The following is a 14,880-nucleotide window of genomic DNA, read 5'->3' on the forward strand; positions in this document are numbered from 1 at the left end:
CAGTCCCCAGCAACGGGAGATTCTGCTCGTCGCCGACCTTCCTCAAATCGGCAACATCACAAGCCCATTCGTACCGGCAGTGGTTTGTGCGGTGTAATCGGGGCGTGCCGGTGTCCGCTGCTTCCGCCGCAGCCGCTGCTGCTCTGTTACGGCGGGGCCGCGCGCTGGAGGGGCTGACGCTGGGCTGGAACGCAGTCGGCATCGGCGTGCTGGCCATCGCAGCGCTGCGAGCGCATTCCGTTGCGTTGGCCGGGTTTGGGCTGGACTCGCTGATCGAGATCGGAGCTAGCACGGTGGTGCTGTGGGAGTTGGCCAGCACAGGACAGGTCCGCCAGCGGCGGGCGCTTCGGATGATCGCGGCCGCGTTCACCGCCCTAAGTGTTTACCTGCTCGTGCAGACCGCGATCGTCTTTGCGGTGGGCTACCGACCGCAGCACAGCCCGCTGGGGATCGCCTGGACCGCGGTCACGGCAGCGGTGATGTTCGCGCTGGCCGCCGGTAAGTCCCGGACCGGTCACGCTTTGCGGAATCCGGTCCTGATTGCTGAGGGGCACGTCACGGTGATCGACGGCCTGCTCGCGGGCGCAGTGCTGGCGAGTCTGGTTCTCAACGCGGCGCTGGGCTGGTGGTGGGCCGACCCGGCTGCCGGCCTCGTGATCGTCTACTACGCGCTCAGAGAGGCCCGCGCGATCCAGCGCGACCACTCGTAACAGTCGGCCACGGCGAGGGTCAGGGTCGGGCCCGGCGTCAACTAGCCGCGAGAACGCGAGGACGCGAGTCAGTGGCGGGGAACGTACATGATGACGACGACGCCGAGGAGGCAGATTCCGGCGCCGAGTAGGTCGAATCGGTCGGGGCGGTAGCCGTCCATGATCGCGCCCCAGGCCAATGAGCCCGCGACGAAGATGCCGCCGTAGGCGGCCAGGATGCGCCCGAAGTGTGAGTCGGGTTGCAGGGTGGCTACGAAGCCGTAGGCGCCTAGCGCGACGATGCCGCCGCCGACCCAGAGCAGGCCGCGATGTTCTCGGACGCCTTGCCAGATCATCCAGGCGCCGCCGATCTCAGCGATCGCAGCGACGATGAATAACAGCAAGGAACGCACGACGATCACCGTTGCAACGGTAGCGGCAGCACCATTGTTCGGATCGGGACTTGCATCTGGTACTTAGGTACACGTTTACCGTTGTCGTATGAAGTTCCTGACCCGCCGACGCATCTGGCTGCCATCATCGTGCACCCTGCCCACCGTCGAGCAGCCGCTACGCGTGGCCGAGTTCGACGCCCTCTTCGTCCGCGCACTGCGGGAAGTGACGCGCACCGGGCCAACCGCTGTGCGCCTCGCGGACACCTTGGCTCACCGGGCCCGGGCGCTGATGCCGGTATGACCGGACTGCGCGCTGGCCAGGTCGCCGCTCGAACTGAACCACCCGCAGCTTAGGAACGTTGCCGTCAACGTGACCTTCGGACGGCTGGTGTCGTGCTGCAGCGGCCCCGCAGTCAAGAAACTCGTGTCACCCGCTCTGTAACCCCTGTCAACCCACCAGAGTCGTCACGAGTTCTCGACACCCCCCTCGCCATACGCGACCGGGCTCTCGCAACCGGTCGTTTTTAGGACGGCCCGCCCCTGATGCCGACGAGACCATTGCAGCCCTCGATTGGCGTCGCGCGGTGCCGGGACTCGCGTCCGTCCGGGAGTCCCGCTTTCTAGCCGGGAAGCGCGCGAGCTAGAGCCAAACGAAGACGGCGACGTAACCGACTGCGAGGATGACAGCGATGCCGAATCCTGCGAGCCGAGTGGCTCGCAGGCTGCCGAAGGGCAGGTCCCACCGATCCATCGCGTACTTCGGTTTGACCAAAAGCGTCAAAGGGGCAGCAGCTAGCATCACGTACACAGCGCTAAATAGCGTGCCGATAAGCGGATGACTAGTCAGCATGCCGAGCCTTGTACCTGTAGGTCGATCGAGTCCATTTGGAGCCTCCAGTCAGAACCGCTCCTCCGTATGCCCAAAGGTACGTCGACGCAAAGTCGCGGGTGTTCCACCGCTTGGATCCTGCATTTGCCGCAGCGTAGCGTCCGGCGGCTGCCGCGCCCACGATTGTCGCAGATGCAAGAACACCCCCACATATCTCTGAGCGGACATTCGAAGAAAGCATACAGCCGATAGCGACGCTCCGTACGGTGTGAGCCGCGCGGTACAAGCGCCAGCGGCGCTCCAACAGAAAGTCTCGATTTGTCGATTGGATACCTTCCGATGGTGGTGTGCGATCACACCTAGCCAGCTATGAACAGATAGATCGTGAAGGAGCCGGACGCGAGAGCAACTCCGCTGAGTTGGTATCGGCCAGGGTGTGCCATGTATGTAGATCTCGTCTGTTCAGGGAACAGCTCATACCGGTCTTCGAACGCTCTCAGGCTGTGCCCTCTCGTGACGATCAAGAACACACCGAAGAAACAGATACCACCAACTGACAGCACCTTTGCATCTGTACCAGGATGGGTCAGCGCGGAGACTAACGCGACAAGACCCGCTGCTCCAACGGTACCGCAAACCCACTGCGCGGGTCGCCGAGTAAGGTCGCGCACCAATCCAACAAGCAAGAACAGAAAGACGACGAAAAGCGATGATCGGGAGCACAGAACACACTACCTTCAAGCGACGTCGCCAAGGCCACTGGTTGACCCTCCGCGCTGGGTTCTCAGGTCCGTGTGCTCGACACTCTGCTCCTGTGCTTGGATCGATTGGCCCTAACGGCTAAGGCTGCGACACCTGTGAACGCGAACATCATGACAGCCGCGATCTCGACCAGCCAAACCGGCCCCGTGTTCGCGATGACAGCAATTGCGACCACGCCGAGGCCTAACGGATACTGCAGCGCGCCGAGTTGTGTGCGGAAAAAGCTGAGGGCGAATATTCCACTTCCCGACAGCACGATCAGAATGAAACACCATACAGGCACGAGATCGATGTACATAGTTACCAGCCATTCTGGTAGGCACAAAACCGTAATACGCGTTGAGCCCACCCCAGACAGCACTGTGGACTGGATGACTACGAACGGTCCATGAGAAAGCACGAGTCACAGACCGCGGCGTCACAGAATGCCGAGGAACGTATTTGACGTTTCGAAGCGGGCGGAACTTAGCCGTGACCAAGTCTATCCCGGTGTTGAAGGCGGCGCGTCGCCAAGAGATGTTGCCGTGCACGGCTTGGTGTCCGTTCCAAGCCCCGCTCGCGCCGATGGCAACCGCCGTCGCGATCCCACACGCTCCAGCCGTCGCGACGATGCAAAGCCCTGCGGCTGCGAATCCGGTAATCGTCGCAGCGCGCTTAAAGAACTTCCGCCACCCAAACTGCCCCGTGAGATCCAACTGGTTGATCGGGTCGATGGGGTAGGTGTAGGCGTTGTGTTCATGATCGAACCGTCACTCTCATCACGAGGCCGGCGTAGCGAGCACCAGCGGTTGACACAGTCACGTGTGCTCCCAGATCAGGTAAGCCCAGTAAATCATGGACGCCATACGTATTCAGATGCTCGGTCCGAGAGCTTGGCCCGGGCCAAGCAGATCGACGGATCCTGCGCTCGTCATCCCACTCTGCCCGCGGCACGTGCGGTCGCGTTCAGATGGGAGCTCAACAACGGTCCAAGGTTGGCAACTTGTCGGTCGCCTGGTCTGCGGAACGGCCCCTGCGTCGGGGGGCCGAGGCGGCCATGGTCGGAGGCCTGCTTCGATCGGTATGCGAGGGCGGACTCTGCCATGAATCGACCTGATTTGATGGCTTACTGGACCGCATCGATGAGGCGGCGCAATGCCGCGACATGGTTGTATAGGGCTTTGCGGCCGGAGCTGGTCAGGCTTATCCACGTCGTGCGTCTCCCGGCCTGTACGCCTTTGCGGCTGCGCACGTATCCGGCGTCGGCCAATGCGGAGATGTGTTTGGACAGCACCGAGTCGCTGACCTCGAGAACGTCTCGCAGCGTGATGAACTCAGCTTCCGTCACTGCGGAGAGCGTTGTGAGCACCTGGAGCCGGGCCGGGGCATGGATCAGCGGGTCGAGGCCGGTCATCAGTGGTTGATCAGCAGCGCGACTAGCCCGAGACACGCGAGCACGGAGAGCGCGGCCAGTGCCCGCGGTGAGGCACCCCGCGCATGGGATGCCGGGTCGCGTTGGTAGGCGGTCCACCACCGTAGGGCGCCGAAGGAGTAGCCGACTCCGCCGGCCACGGACGCCGCCGCGACGAGCCACCAGTGGGACTGGAAGGCAGCCCACGTCGCGGCCACTAACGCAGACGTGTAGACCAGCGTCGATGTGGTCGCAGTCCCCAGGACCATCTGGCTAGCCAGCCCGTCGACCCGCACGCCATTGATCCGCCGGAACTGGAACAGCATGAATGCCACCACACCTAAGAACACCGCCACCCCCGCCAGCGCCACTGCGAGGCCAGCCCTCGTCTGACTGGCGATCCCGCACGCCGCGGTCCCCACCTGGACCGCGATCGCGACAGCCAGCGCGGGTTGGAGACCGCCGGGAAGTCGCAGACTGGCGGCGAGTTGCCGGCGCTTCTGGTCCGCCACCGCCAGGACGGAACGAGGATCGTCAGGGTTCTGCTCAACTGGGTAACTTTCCATAGTGGAAAGTATCGTGCTTACTTTCCAATTTGGCAAGTACCTCACTGTGCTCAGATCCTAAACGCGAGTAGTGCGACTCCTCATCAGCCTGATGCCCTACGTCTTCTGGATCTAATGCGCGGCTAGCAGTGCGCAGACGCGCGCCCATCGACGGCTTCCGCGTGGCCTGAAGTTCGTCGACAATGAGCAGAGAAACCGCCGGCCAGGCCGCGGGTAGCCGTTCGGAGCGTGATTGGGCGTCGTGTCATTCTGCGGGGCGGGCGCGGCGGAGATCCGGCCACCCAGTAGCGGCTGCGTACGCAATAGGCGACTCGGGTGACGACCTAGGCGTCGCGGACAACGCCGGTGAAGATCGCTGCGAGGTCGCGGTCGCGGTCAGCCTCAGCGGTGATGAGCACTTGGTCTCCTGCCTGCAATCTGGTGTTGCCGCGGACGCGGATGGGTTGGCTGTCCCGCACCAGCAAGCTGATCCAGGCATTCTCCGGGAGCTTCGGCATGTCGTCGACGCGGCGTCCATCGGCGTATGCACCGGCCACGACCGTCAGCCGGTGGATGTTCTCGGGTTCCACGGTCATGCGTACGCCGAGCGCCCAAGGCTTGGGAGTGGTGACGCGCATCGGCACGTTCAGCCATCCGGCGACTGTCGGCACGAGGCTGCCCTGTACGAGGACGGAGAAGGCGACGACGATGACGACGATCCCGTACAGACGTGCGGCGTCGTCGACGTGGGAGGCGAGGATGAAACCGCCGAGCAGGATTGGGACGGCGCCTTTGAGACCGGCGAACAGCACGAAGTTGCGTTCGTTCGGTTTCAGCCGCGCCGGAATGAGGCACAGCCCGACGAAGACCGGACGGATCACTACCGCGAGGACGGTACCGATGACCAGCCCCGGACCCCATACGTCAGGATGTCCGAGTTCGTCCAGGTCAACGGTCAGTCCGAGCACGATAAAGGCGACGATCTCGCCGAGGCTGGCCAACGCGGAGTGGAACAGTTCGATCTCGCGCTTGTACGGTGCTCGTTCGTCGCCGAGCAGAATCCCCGCGATGAAGACGGCGAGAAAGCCCGAGCCGTGGGCCAGGGTTGCGGTGCCGAAAAGGATGAAGGCGCAGGCCAGCGTCCGCAACGGATACAGCCCCTCGCTGGGTAGCGGCACGGCCCGGATGAACCACAACAAGAGCCGACCGCCGAGGACGCCGACGGCCGCGCCGACGCCCATCTGCAGCAGAAACTCTCCGGCTACATGCGCGAATGCGCCGGCACTGAGACCGTGGGCAGTGATGAGGCTGGCCATCAGGGCGATCCCGACCGGATCGTTCGCACCGGACTCGCCTTCCAGGATCGTGCCACTGCGGCCTTCGACCTCCCGCTGGCCGAGGACGGAGAACACCACGGCCGGGTCGGTCGGGGAGATGGCGGTAGCTACCAGGAGCGCCAGGTACCAGGACAGCCCGAACGCATAGTGGATGAACGCGGCGGCTGCCGCGGCGGTGAGGAACGTGCCGAGGACGCCGGTCATGGCGATCGGCCCGGCCGCCGAGCGAACCCTGGACCAGCCGATGTTCAGACCGCCGGAAAACAGAACACAGATCAGCGCGACGGTGACCAGTCGCTCCACGAGTTGCTCGGGCTCGTGAAGCTCAGGGGCGGCTTTCACGGCAACCGCGGCGGCGACCAGCACCAGCAACGGCGCAGGGATCTTGATGCGCTCGGTCAACCGATTCGACAGCAACGCCACGAGCAGCACGACGGCGACCAGCAGGATCAGCCGGGCGAAGGTGTACGTGTCTGACATGACCCTCCGAGGCTCGGGCTCGCATTTTCTGTATCAGCAGCCACAGGGGACAGTGAGGACGTTGCCGACCAGAATTCCCGGCCCACCGACGGCCAGCCTAGCCGAGAAGCGGGCCTGGGAGGTTCGGTTCCGCGGATCGGCCTGGGCCCGCGTGAAGGATGGCCTTGGTCTCATCTTGGTTATTCGTCACTGCAATTGTTGCAGACTGCAAGTATGACTTTGAGTGCTGCGCAACCTCGTACGCGCCTGACTGCACCTCGGATTCGACCGGAGAGCCGCGCCGGCCTGTTGCTGCTGTCACTGGTAGTCGGTGTCGGAGCAGGCTTCGGTGCGATCGCGTTTCGATACATGATCCGTGGCCTCACCCGGCTGTTCACCGGGTTCGACGACTATGCGGGACTCGGACACGTCGCAAATCCGAACGTGTCGGGGGTGGGCCGCTGGTTCGTCCTGCTGACCCCAATCGTTGCCGGCCTGCTCTACGGGCCGTTGGTGTACCGGTTCGCGCGTGAGGCCCGCGGCCATGGGGTGCCGGAGGTGATGGTCGCGGTCGCGCGCAACGGCGGACGGATTCGCCCCCAGGTCGCGGCGGTCAAGGCCCTGGCCTCAGCCTTGTGCATCGGCGGCGGCGGCTCGGTGGGGCGGGAGGGACCGATCGTTCAGATCGGGTCCGCGCTCGGCTCGTCGCTGGCGCAGCTGGTTCGGCTGGATGACCGTCATGTGAAGCTGCTCGTCGCCTGTGGTGCGGCCGGTGGCATCGCGGCGACCTTCAACGCTCCGCTGGCCGGCGTGTTCTTCGCGATGGAGATCATCCTGCGCGAGTGGGTGACCCAATCCTTCGGGATGGTCGTGCTCTCCTCGGTCACTGCGAGTGTGATCGCCCGGTCGATCTTGGGCAACAACCCGTTCCTGACGCTGCCCTCCTTTCAGATCGAACACCTGATGCAGTACCCGCTGTTCGCCGTCCTCGGTGTAATCGCAGGGTTGACCGGGGTGGTGTTCTCCAGGGTGCTTTATGCGATCGAAGATGCCTGCGACTGGGCGTGGCGCGGCCCGGAATGGCTGCGTCCGGCCGCCGGTGGGGTGCTGCTCGGCGGCCTGCTGCTGGTACTGCCCGAAATGTATGGCGTGGGCTACCCGGTGCTAGGCAAGGCGGTGGCCGGCGGCTACGCGATCGGATTCCTCTGCGCGCTGCTGGTCGGGAAGCTGGTGGCCTGCAGCCTGACCATCGGCATCGGCGGCTCCGGTGGTGTCTTCGCGCCGAGCCTGTTCTGCGGGGCGATGCTCGGGGCGGCGTTCGGTCAGGTGGTGCATTCGGTGGCGCCCACCACTGGCGGCTCGGCTGGTGCTTACGCGCTTGTCGGGATGGGGGCGGTGTTCGCCGGCGCGGCCCGCGCCCCGATAACGGCGATCGTCATCCTCTTCGAGTTGACCGGGGAATACTCGATCATTCTGCCGCTGATGCTCGCTGTGTCAGTCGCCGCCGGCGTCAGTCATCTCGTCTCTCATGACACGGTGTACACGCGTAAGCTCCTGCGTCGCGGCATCGACATCGACGAACCAGCCGATGCCCGCCTGCGGCGTCGACCGGCGAGCGCATTCATGGCTGCGCCGCCCGAGTCGTTGAGGATCGATGACGACCTACGCAGCGTCGCGGCCCGCTTCGCAACTACCGGCGACTCTCAGCTGCCCGTCATCGACGACACCGGAAACTATGTCGGAGTTGTCGCCGCCCACCAGGTGCTAGATGCAGTCGCCGCCGGCGAATCGAGCGACGTGCTCCACCTCGTGGACAAAACCGAACCATGCCCCGCCGATGCCCCGATGGCCGAGATCCTGCGACGCCTCGACCGAGGCGAAGGTGCGGTGCCGATCTGCGACAGCGACGGTGCGCTCAGCGGCTGGGTCCGCCACCGCGACATCCTCAGCACGCTCACTCAATCACCATGAGGAGGGTTACCGCCGCCCGGTCGGCGGACGGTCGCGTGCCACCTTGACGGCGTATCGTCCGTCTTGCACAACGCAAGGATTGCACATCTCAGGACGGACGGTCGCAGTGGCGAAGGCAGCACCAACCACGAGTCCGACCGCGGTCGTCGCTGACGAGGTCGACGAATTCGTCAGCGCGGTGCTCACGGCGTCTCGTGTGTTGGTCGGGGTGTCGGCGCGATCATTGAACGAGGTTGAAGGAACGGTCACGCTGACTCAGTTCCGCACACTCGTGGTGCTCGACAGTCACGGGGAACTCAATCTGAACGGGCTGGCCGAGATCCTCGACGTCAATTCATCGACCGCGATGCGCATGATCGACAAGCTGTTGTCCGCTGGTCTCGTCACCCGCAGCGACGACCCGGAGAACCGTCGCCGCGTCATTCTCGCCCTCACCCCTGCTGGTCGTGCCCTCGTGCGTCGGGTAACCACCAAACGGCGTAAGGAGATCACCCGAATCGTTTCACGAATGGCGCCGGACCATCGGGCTGGACTCGTCACGGCGCTACTCGGCTTCGCCGCTGCCGCGAGCGAACCCGACGCTGATCCTGATGCCGCGATGACATTTGGTTGGTAGCACCAACCCGCGGCCAGCAATTCCGCTATCTGGAACCACTATCTGGATCACCGGCCCGCGGAAGCGCCTAATCTCGCGGTCATATACGGACCTAGCACGCACAGGCAGGGACGACATCCGTTGGGGGCGGTGCGGTGCTGAGGCCCGTTTTGATCATCGGCTCGCGCGGTCGCGACCGGTTCAGAGCCTGGCAAGCGCCGCCAACCGGGCCATCCCGGCCGGCGTAGCCGTTCGCAGCCGGTCCTGGAGTGCCTGCACCGCCGGGTCGCTCGCACGCGCGGCGGGGACACGGGCCGGGTTCAGAGGCACCTCGTCGGACCACGCCCTGATGTCCGGTTCGGCGTCGAACGCGGCCACTGCGCGTCCGCCCAACACCTGCATGCGAGCCCAGTCGGTGTTCGAGTTGCCATACGGCGAAGGAGGGCAGAGCCGGTTCTTCTCCGCCTCGTCGTGTCGCGTCGCTTCGACGTAACCCGCGAGCGCTGCACCGAAACACGGAAAACCGGCCCGGATCGGCTGCAGCGTGATCACGTCCGGCCGCCAGATGGGGACGAGCGGAGGCTGACGCAGTCCCTCCGCCGCGCAGTGCACGACGACGGCGTCGGGCGCGATCGCGGTGTCCCCTTCGTCCAGGTACAACCGGCCCGGCTCGACGAAGCGGACGTGACCGAGGCGGATCACGTTCTCAACGGTGCGCAACTGCTCCAATTCCCACCGGCCCAGCGTCGGCGCGCGTGCCATCGTCGGGGTCACGGCGGGATCGATGCGCAGCATGACCCCGGCCGCTTCGAGCCGCAGCAGCACGTCGTCCAGCGAGGATGCCGCAGCAGCGCACTCGACGATGGCCGCCGCGGCACCCAGGTACGTGGCCGGATCGGGCTGGATGACCGCGCGGTCGAGCATCCACGGGTCGCGCGGGCGCACCCAGCCGATCGCGTCGGGGTCCACCCGGTGTTCAAGCAGCCAGATCACGCAGTCGGTGGCGGTCTTGCCCGAGCCGACGACGACATACTGCTCGGGCGCCGCGCCGATCCCTACCAGTTCGTGCGCGGGGACGACCCGCGCACCGGCGGCGACACCGAATGGTGGCGGCGTGTGCGCGGGCGTCCGCGGCTCGAGGTAGCGCGCGTCGACGATTCGGCAACCGGGTCGAACGGCGTATCGCCGGCCCGATACCCGCGAGACGAAGTGTCCGTCGCCGGTGTATTCACAGCTGCCGAAGAACTCGGCGCGATGGGTCGACCGCATCCGTCGATGCAGCACCTGGGTGTAGTAAGCGCAGATCTCAGCGGTGCCGGCACGCTCGGACAACCCGGCCTCCGGACCGTCGGTCTGCTGCGCCCCGCCGCCGAGCAGGGTCGACGCCACCCCGTAGAACGCCGAGGCCTGGTGCAGCCGCACGAACGGGTAGGCGTCGAGCCAGTGCCCTCCCGGTGCGGCTCGCCGGTCTACGAGTGCGACACGCACGTCCGCGTGGTCGATCAACACATCGGTGAATCCCATCCCGACTGCGCCGGCACCGACGACCAGATAGTCGACGTCGACGATCTCGGTAGGGCTCGGCACATCCGCCATACTGGCCCGGTTCTGCACCCACGACAAGGAAGAGCGCCTGCCGGGATCGTATGGGGTGACGACGTCGACGAGTACCAGGGCAGTCTCGAGGGGTCAACGCGATAGGTCAGGCTGGGAGACGATGGCCGAACGTCACGTGGTTCAGCGAGGCGATCTCCGTCGTGCCTGCGGCTTCACCGATCTCGCTCAGTTGACCTGGATGGCGTGGGTCGGGCAGTCGGCTTCGGCAAGTTTGGCGTTGGCCAGTTGCTCGGGGTCGGTGTCGTCGATCTCCTCACGTACGACCTGGCCGATCAGTTCGGCGTCGTCGAAGCGGAAGATTTCTGGGGCAGTCAGCGCGCAGTTGCCGAAGCCGGCGCAGACGTTGTCATCGAGGGTTACCTTCCTCATTTAGCTTCCTCGAACTGCAACGGCAGGTGGGCTGGTCCGTAGTGCGCCCCGCCCTTCAGGGGCCCCCACGTGACTTCGCCGGCCGGCAGGAACCGCGGGAATTCACAGAGTGTTTCGAGCAGCACTTTCAGTTCAGCGCGGACGAGCGGGGCACCGAGGCACTGATGGATACCCCAGCCGAAGGTGAGGTGGGCGCGGCTGGCACGGTCGGGATCGAACTCGTCAGGCCGGTCGAACTTCTCCGCGTCCCGGTTTGCCGATGCGTAGGCCACTAGAACCTGCGAGCCGGCCGGGATGAGCACACCGTCGACGACGACGTCCTTGCTGGTGCGCCGGCCGAATTGGTGAATCGGCGCACGGAGTCGTAGTACTTCCTCGACGTACTGCGGCGCGAGGCCAGGGTCGGCGCGTAGTTTGTCCTGCGATTCAAGGTCGTTCGCGAGTAGCCAGAACAGCGAGGATGCCGCGTTCAGGGTTGTCTCGTGCCCCGCGATCGCCAGGGACATCAGCATCCGCGCCGCGAGGTCGTCCGACACCGGCGCACCGTCGATGACGGTCGTATCGAGCAGTGCGTTGCTGTAGTCGCCGAGATCCTCGGCTCGGTGTCGAGCGACCTCGGCGTCCATGAGCGCCTTGATGCCGGCGTACGCATCGTCGAAGTCGGCGTCGTAGACCTGCGCCCACATCTCCTCCGTCGCCTTGTGCAGTCCCTCGATGGTGTCGTCGCTGAAGCCGGCCACCTGCGTCAGCGCGCGCAGTGGCAGCGGAAGTGAGATCGCTGAGACGACATCACCGCCGCCCTGCGCCACGAAGGCTTGCACAAGGTCGCGGGCGACGCCGCGCAAGAACGGCTCAAGTGCTCGTACCCGGGTCGGCGTCACCGCCGCAGCCATGGGCTTGCGGTAGGACGTGTGTACCGGAGGGTCGAAGTCGATCGGGACGTCCCGACCCTCGCTCACCGTCGGGATGCGATGCCCGAGGCCGCTGACGAAGGTGTCGTGATCGCGTAGCGCCGCCTTGACGTCGTCGTAGTGCGACAGGATGTAGAACCCGCCGTACCTCTGCGAGTAGGTGACGCGGCCAGTCGATTGCAGGTCGGCGTAGGCCTGCCACAGGTTGTCTTCGGTCAGCGCTTGGTCGTTGTGGTCGAAGTTCACCGGTACCGGCGTGGAGTGTGGACAGTCCGACATGCAAGGGAGCCTAGACGAGACGGTCCGTCTTGTCTAGGCTTGAATTGCCGGCATCAACAGGTTTATGACAGCGTCTGTCTGCGCGTCGTCGATCGGCTGAGTCTGTAGCAGGAACCGGTAATAAAGCGGCGCATAGAGCATCTCGATGACCTGGTCGAGGTCGACGTCGGCGCGGATAACGCCGTCCTTAAGTGCGGCCTCAAGTCGGGCGTGGCAGGCCTCGACACGAGGTCGGATCAGTGTCCGCTGAATCTGGGTCGCGACCTCAGGGTCGCTCTGCGCCGCTGCGATCAGGGCCCGGTAGGCGATCATGTCCTTGCTGGACAGCCGATTCCCGACGGTGCGCAGGTGCGCGCGCAGGTCGGCGCGCAGGTCGGCGGTGTCAGGCACTGCGGTAGCCGGTGTTGCCCGTTCCAGCAACGCTTCGAGTAGCACGGCCGCTTTGGACGGCCACCAGCGGTAGATCGTCTGCTTACCGACGCCGGCCCGCCGAGCGATGCCCTCGATCGTCAGCGAGGAGTAACCGACCTCGATCGCCAGGTCGAGGGCAGCAGTGAGGATCTCGGTGCGGGACCGCTCACTGCGTCGTTCGGCGCTGGGCATCCTCAGACGATATCGCCCAACGGGTCCGTCCTGGCCTAGCCGGCTGATCTACCCGAACATGTCCCTCATCCAGCGTCGCAATCGACGCGTGGCGACCGGATCATGGCGAAGCGAGTCCCCTTACTGAGGTGAGATTCTGTTTGCGATAGGGGTCAAAACGCCTGGTGTTGACAGGGATATCGGCATGACCGGCTGAGTACCAGCGCTGGCTAGCGCGTAGTGCAGCCCTGTCTGTCGACTGCTTCGGCAACTATCGTCGGGGTATGAAGATCACAAACATCGGCGCGGGTGACGGGCTCGAACCGTTGCGGTGGGAAGCAGTGCAGGAACGCCTGAACGCCGGTCAGCCTCCGGCCGTCGGGGCTCCCAACCAGCGCACGACCTGGCTCACCACAGTGAACGCGGACGGCAGTCCTCATGTCACAGCAGTTGGTGCGCTGTGGCTTGATGGCGCGTTCTGGTTCCAGACCGGCGCCGCTACCAGCAAGGCACGCAATGTCGCTCGCGACCCGAGGTGCGCGATCTCGACCTCGATCCTTGAGATGGACGTGGTGGTCGAGGGCAGCGCTGAGCGAGTTACCGACGCTGCGACCGTCGCTCGGCTGGCCCATGCGTGGGCCGATCAGGGCTGGCCGGTGGAGCCCGACGTTGAAGGCACCGGCCTTACAGCGCCATTCAATGCACCCGGACTTGGGCCCGCACCTTGGCAGATCTATCGGATAGCGCCGCGTTCCTTGACCGCCGTTCTCGGCATCGAACCCGGTGGCTCTACCCGCTTCGACCTGTGACGCGATCAGGAGTCGGCGCGGCCGCCGAGCGATACGGCGAATGACCGGACGGTATGCCGCCGGGCTTGTCCGGCCGAGCGGGCTGGATTAGCCGTTGCCGGATGTACCTCGCGCGCGACAAGCCAGACGTGTCGGGTGTGCGATCTGCGCGGCCGGGCGCTGGGCCGGTTCGCGCCCGTTCGGACACGCACGCCTTGCATCAATTCCGGGTGTTCCGGGCTGTCGAGCGGCGCTTGCTCTGGTTACGATTCGTCCACACGTGGTTGGGAGGAGCAGCGATGCTTCGCACCCGCGCCGCATCGGCCGCGGCCCCGGTCCGCCTGACGGCTGGTCGGACCATCGACGAGGCCTCAAGGACGAGGAGTCTGTAAGAATCCGTTGATGGCTGAGGCGACGAGGTGGCAGGGTCTCTTCGCCGATCTCGAAGCCCAGGCCGACGCGTTGGCCGCGGCTCACCGCGCGGCCGAGGTTGAGGATCAGGTCCGGATCGAGGTCGGTCGGCTCCGACTGATCGACCGTCTCCGCCCGGCGGACGGAGGCACCATTCGGTTGATGTACCCCGGCGCGGTGGTTGTCAGCGGCGAGTTGCTGCGCGTCGGTCCGGATTGGCTCCTGCTTGACGAGGGTTCGGGCCGAGATGCGCTCGCGTTGCTCACCCCGCTGCTGAGCATCGGCGGTCTGGGTCGCCTGGCCGCGGTTCCCGACACCGAATCGATCGTCGAGTCTCGGTTGGGGTTGGCCCACGCATTGCGGGGGATTGCCCGCGATCGTTCGGCTGTCCGCATAGAACTGATCGACGGCTCAACGCTGGATGGCACCGTCGATCGGGTGGGACGGGACTTTCTCGAACTGGCCACGCATGCCCCCGGTGAACTTCGCCGACGCAGCGAGGTGCGTGAGGTGCTGGCGGTGCCCTTCTCGGCCGTCGCCGTCCTGCGACGTGCCTCAGGCTGACATCTCATCGGTCGGATGGAGCGCCGGTACTCAGGCTCTCGTCTCGGTGGCATAGCGGCTCAGACCACTTGGGCGGGTCAGCTGAGCTCGGGCTCGCTCTCGGTCAGCGGGTGCTGCTCCACAAATTTGCGGGTCTCGTCGTACATCCGCTCTATGTACTCCTCGAGCTTGACCCGCTCGACCCGCCACTGACCGCGGCCGCCGATCTTGATGGCATCCAACTCGCTGTTACGTACCAGCGCATAGGTCTGTGACGCCGAGATGTTCAGGATCTCAGCGACATCAGGCAGCGTGAGGAACCGATCGGATGCCATGCTCAGAGCTCATTTCGGGTCAGAATCGGATGTTTGCCTTCACCCAGTGTGACATCTGCGTGATCACAGACAA

Annotated in this window: 16 protein-coding genes; 6 read left to right on the forward strand and 10 right to left on the reverse strand. The window is 65.1% G+C overall.

The window, feature by feature from the left end:
• Positions 1-110: 110 nt before the first annotated feature.
• Positions 111-710 (forward strand): cation transporter, encoded by a 600-nt coding sequence (locus CPH63_RS12040; protein WP_096305106.1) that lies wholly within the window; start codon positions 111-113, stop codon positions 708-710.
• 68 nt (positions 711-778) lie between these two features.
• Here the strand turns inward: CPH63_RS12040 and CPH63_RS12045 are convergent, their stop codons facing one another.
• Positions 779-1,111, reverse strand: a complete 333-nt coding sequence (locus tag CPH63_RS12045) for a YnfA family protein (protein WP_172892206.1) — start codon at positions 1,109-1,111, stop codon at positions 779-781.
• 79 nt (positions 1,112-1,190) lie between these two features.
• Here CPH63_RS12045 and CPH63_RS12050 point away from each other — a divergent pair, with 79 nt between their 5' ends.
• On the forward strand, positions 1,191-1,385 hold the full coding sequence (locus CPH63_RS12050; protein ID WP_096303178.1) for a hypothetical protein: 195 nt from the start codon (positions 1,191-1,193) through the stop codon (positions 1,383-1,385).
• A 1,312-nt stretch (positions 1,386-2,697) separates the two neighbouring features.
• Here CPH63_RS12050 and CPH63_RS22585 read toward each other — a convergent pair.
• From CPH63_RS22585 to CPH63_RS12070, 4 genes are all read right to left on the reverse strand, one after another.
• Positions 2,698-2,973 (reverse strand): hypothetical protein, encoded by a 276-nt coding sequence (locus tag CPH63_RS22585; protein ID WP_096303179.1) that lies wholly within the window; start codon positions 2,971-2,973, stop codon positions 2,698-2,700.
• An 807-nt stretch (positions 2,974-3,780) separates the two neighbouring features.
• Positions 3,781-4,068, reverse strand: coding sequence for a transcriptional regulator (locus tag CPH63_RS12060; protein ID WP_096303180.1), 288 nt, complete (start codon positions 4,066-4,068; stop codon positions 3,781-3,783).
• Positions 4,068-4,631, reverse strand: coding sequence for a hypothetical protein (locus tag CPH63_RS12065; RefSeq protein WP_157749502.1), 564 nt, complete (start codon positions 4,629-4,631; stop codon positions 4,068-4,070). The genes CPH63_RS12060 and CPH63_RS12065 overlap by 1 nt, the downstream gene beginning before the upstream one ends.
• A 323-nt stretch (positions 4,632-4,954) precedes the next feature.
• On the reverse strand, positions 4,955-6,427 hold the full coding sequence (locus CPH63_RS12070) for a potassium/proton antiporter (RefSeq protein ID WP_096303182.1): 1,473 nt from the start codon (positions 6,425-6,427) through the stop codon (positions 4,955-4,957).
• 213 nt (positions 6,428-6,640) lie between these two features.
• Between CPH63_RS12070 and CPH63_RS12075 the strand changes: the two genes are divergently transcribed.
• Both CPH63_RS12075 and CPH63_RS12080 read left to right on the forward strand, forming a co-directional pair.
• Positions 6,641-8,377, forward strand: a complete 1,737-nt coding sequence (locus tag CPH63_RS12075) for a chloride channel protein (protein WP_096303183.1) — start codon at positions 6,641-6,643, stop codon at positions 8,375-8,377.
• Between the two features lie 106 nt (positions 8,378-8,483).
• Positions 8,484-8,993: a MarR family winged helix-turn-helix transcriptional regulator gene (locus CPH63_RS12080; RefSeq protein WP_096303184.1), complete on the forward strand. Its 510-nt coding sequence runs from the start codon at positions 8,484-8,486 to the stop codon at positions 8,991-8,993.
• A gap of 180 nt (positions 8,994-9,173) precedes the next feature.
• Here CPH63_RS12080 and CPH63_RS12085 read toward each other — a convergent pair whose 3' ends face one another.
• From CPH63_RS12085 to CPH63_RS12100, 4 genes are all read right to left on the reverse strand, one after another.
• Positions 9,174-10,559, reverse strand: coding sequence for a hypothetical protein (locus tag CPH63_RS12085; protein ID WP_197704322.1), 1,386 nt, complete (start codon positions 10,557-10,559; stop codon positions 9,174-9,176).
• Between the two features lie 195 nt (positions 10,560-10,754).
• Positions 10,755-10,958, reverse strand: coding sequence for a ferredoxin (locus CPH63_RS12090; protein WP_096303186.1), 204 nt, complete (start codon positions 10,956-10,958; stop codon positions 10,755-10,757).
• Positions 10,955-12,148: a cytochrome P450 gene (locus tag CPH63_RS12095; protein WP_096303187.1), complete on the reverse strand. Its 1,194-nt coding sequence runs from the start codon at positions 12,146-12,148 to the stop codon at positions 10,955-10,957. The genes CPH63_RS12090 and CPH63_RS12095 overlap by 4 nt, the downstream gene beginning before the upstream one ends.
• A gap of 33 nt (positions 12,149-12,181) precedes the next feature.
• Positions 12,182-12,751 (reverse strand): TetR/AcrR family transcriptional regulator, encoded by a 570-nt coding sequence (locus CPH63_RS12100; RefSeq protein ID WP_096303188.1) that lies wholly within the window; start codon positions 12,749-12,751, stop codon positions 12,182-12,184.
• A 263-nt stretch (positions 12,752-13,014) separates the two neighbouring features.
• Between CPH63_RS12100 and CPH63_RS12105 the strand changes: the two genes are divergently transcribed.
• Together CPH63_RS12105 and CPH63_RS12110 are read left to right on the forward strand one after the other, a co-directional pair.
• Positions 13,015-13,539 carry a pyridoxamine 5'-phosphate oxidase family protein gene (locus CPH63_RS12105; protein ID WP_096303189.1) on the forward strand — a complete coding sequence of 175 codons (525 nt, stop codon included), beginning with the start codon at positions 13,015-13,017 and terminating at the stop codon, positions 13,537-13,539.
• A 381-nt stretch (positions 13,540-13,920) separates the two neighbouring features.
• Positions 13,921-14,493 (forward strand): hypothetical protein, encoded by a 573-nt coding sequence (locus tag CPH63_RS12110; RefSeq protein ID WP_096305108.1) that lies wholly within the window; start codon positions 13,921-13,923, stop codon positions 14,491-14,493.
• Between the two features lie 77 nt (positions 14,494-14,570).
• On the opposite strand, the gene CPH63_RS12115 is transcribed toward CPH63_RS12110, so the two are convergent.
• Positions 14,571-14,807, reverse strand: a complete 237-nt coding sequence (locus CPH63_RS12115) for a helix-turn-helix domain-containing protein (protein WP_096303190.1) — start codon at positions 14,805-14,807, stop codon at positions 14,571-14,573.
• Between the last annotated feature and the right edge of the window lie 73 nt (positions 14,808-14,880).

This window comes from Jatrophihabitans sp. GAS493 (assembly GCF_900230215.1).
Lineage (GTDB): Bacteria > Actinomycetota > Actinomycetes > Mycobacteriales > Jatrophihabitantaceae > MT45.

What these genes read in the sequence shown, in the direction of transcription:
- CPH63_RS12050 (WP_096303178.1), top strand. Translation starts at nt 1,191, where the DNA reads ATGAAGTTCCTGACCCGCCGACGCATCTGGCTGCCATCATCGTGCACC.
- CPH63_RS22585 (WP_096303179.1), bottom strand. Translation starts at nt 2,973, where the DNA reads ATGTACATCGATCTCGTGCCTGTATGGTGTTTCATTCTGATCGTGCTG.
- CPH63_RS12060 (WP_096303180.1), bottom strand. Translation starts at nt 4,068, where the DNA reads ATGACCGGCCTCGACCCGCTGATCCATGCCCCGGCCCGGCTCCAGGTG.
- CPH63_RS12065 (WP_157749502.1), bottom strand. Translation starts at nt 4,631, where the DNA reads ATGGAAAGTTACCCAGTTGAGCAGAACCCTGACGATCCTCGTTCCGTC.
- CPH63_RS12070 (WP_096303182.1), bottom strand. Translation starts at nt 6,427, where the DNA reads ATGTCAGACACGTACACCTTCGCCCGGCTGATCCTGCTGGTCGCCGTC.
- CPH63_RS12075 (WP_096303183.1), top strand. Translation starts at nt 6,641, where the DNA reads ATGACTTTGAGTGCTGCGCAACCTCGTACGCGCCTGACTGCACCTCGG.
- CPH63_RS12090 (WP_096303186.1), bottom strand. Translation starts at nt 10,958, where the DNA reads ATGAGGAAGGTAACCCTCGATGACAACGTCTGCGCCGGCTTCGGCAAC.
- CPH63_RS12095 (WP_096303187.1), bottom strand. Translation starts at nt 12,148, where the DNA reads ATGTCGGACTGTCCACACTCCACGCCGGTACCGGTGAACTTCGACCAC.
- CPH63_RS12100 (WP_096303188.1), bottom strand. Translation starts at nt 12,751, where the DNA reads ATGCCCAGCGCCGAACGACGCAGTGAGCGGTCCCGCACCGAGATCCTC.
- CPH63_RS12105 (WP_096303189.1), top strand. Translation starts at nt 13,015, where the DNA reads ATGAAGATCACAAACATCGGCGCGGGTGACGGGCTCGAACCGTTGCGG.
- CPH63_RS12110 (WP_096305108.1), top strand. Translation starts at nt 13,921, where the DNA reads ATGGCTGAGGCGACGAGGTGGCAGGGTCTCTTCGCCGATCTCGAAGCC.
- CPH63_RS12115 (WP_096303190.1), bottom strand. Translation starts at nt 14,807, where the DNA reads ATGGCATCCGATCGGTTCCTCACGCTGCCTGATGTCGCTGAGATCCTG.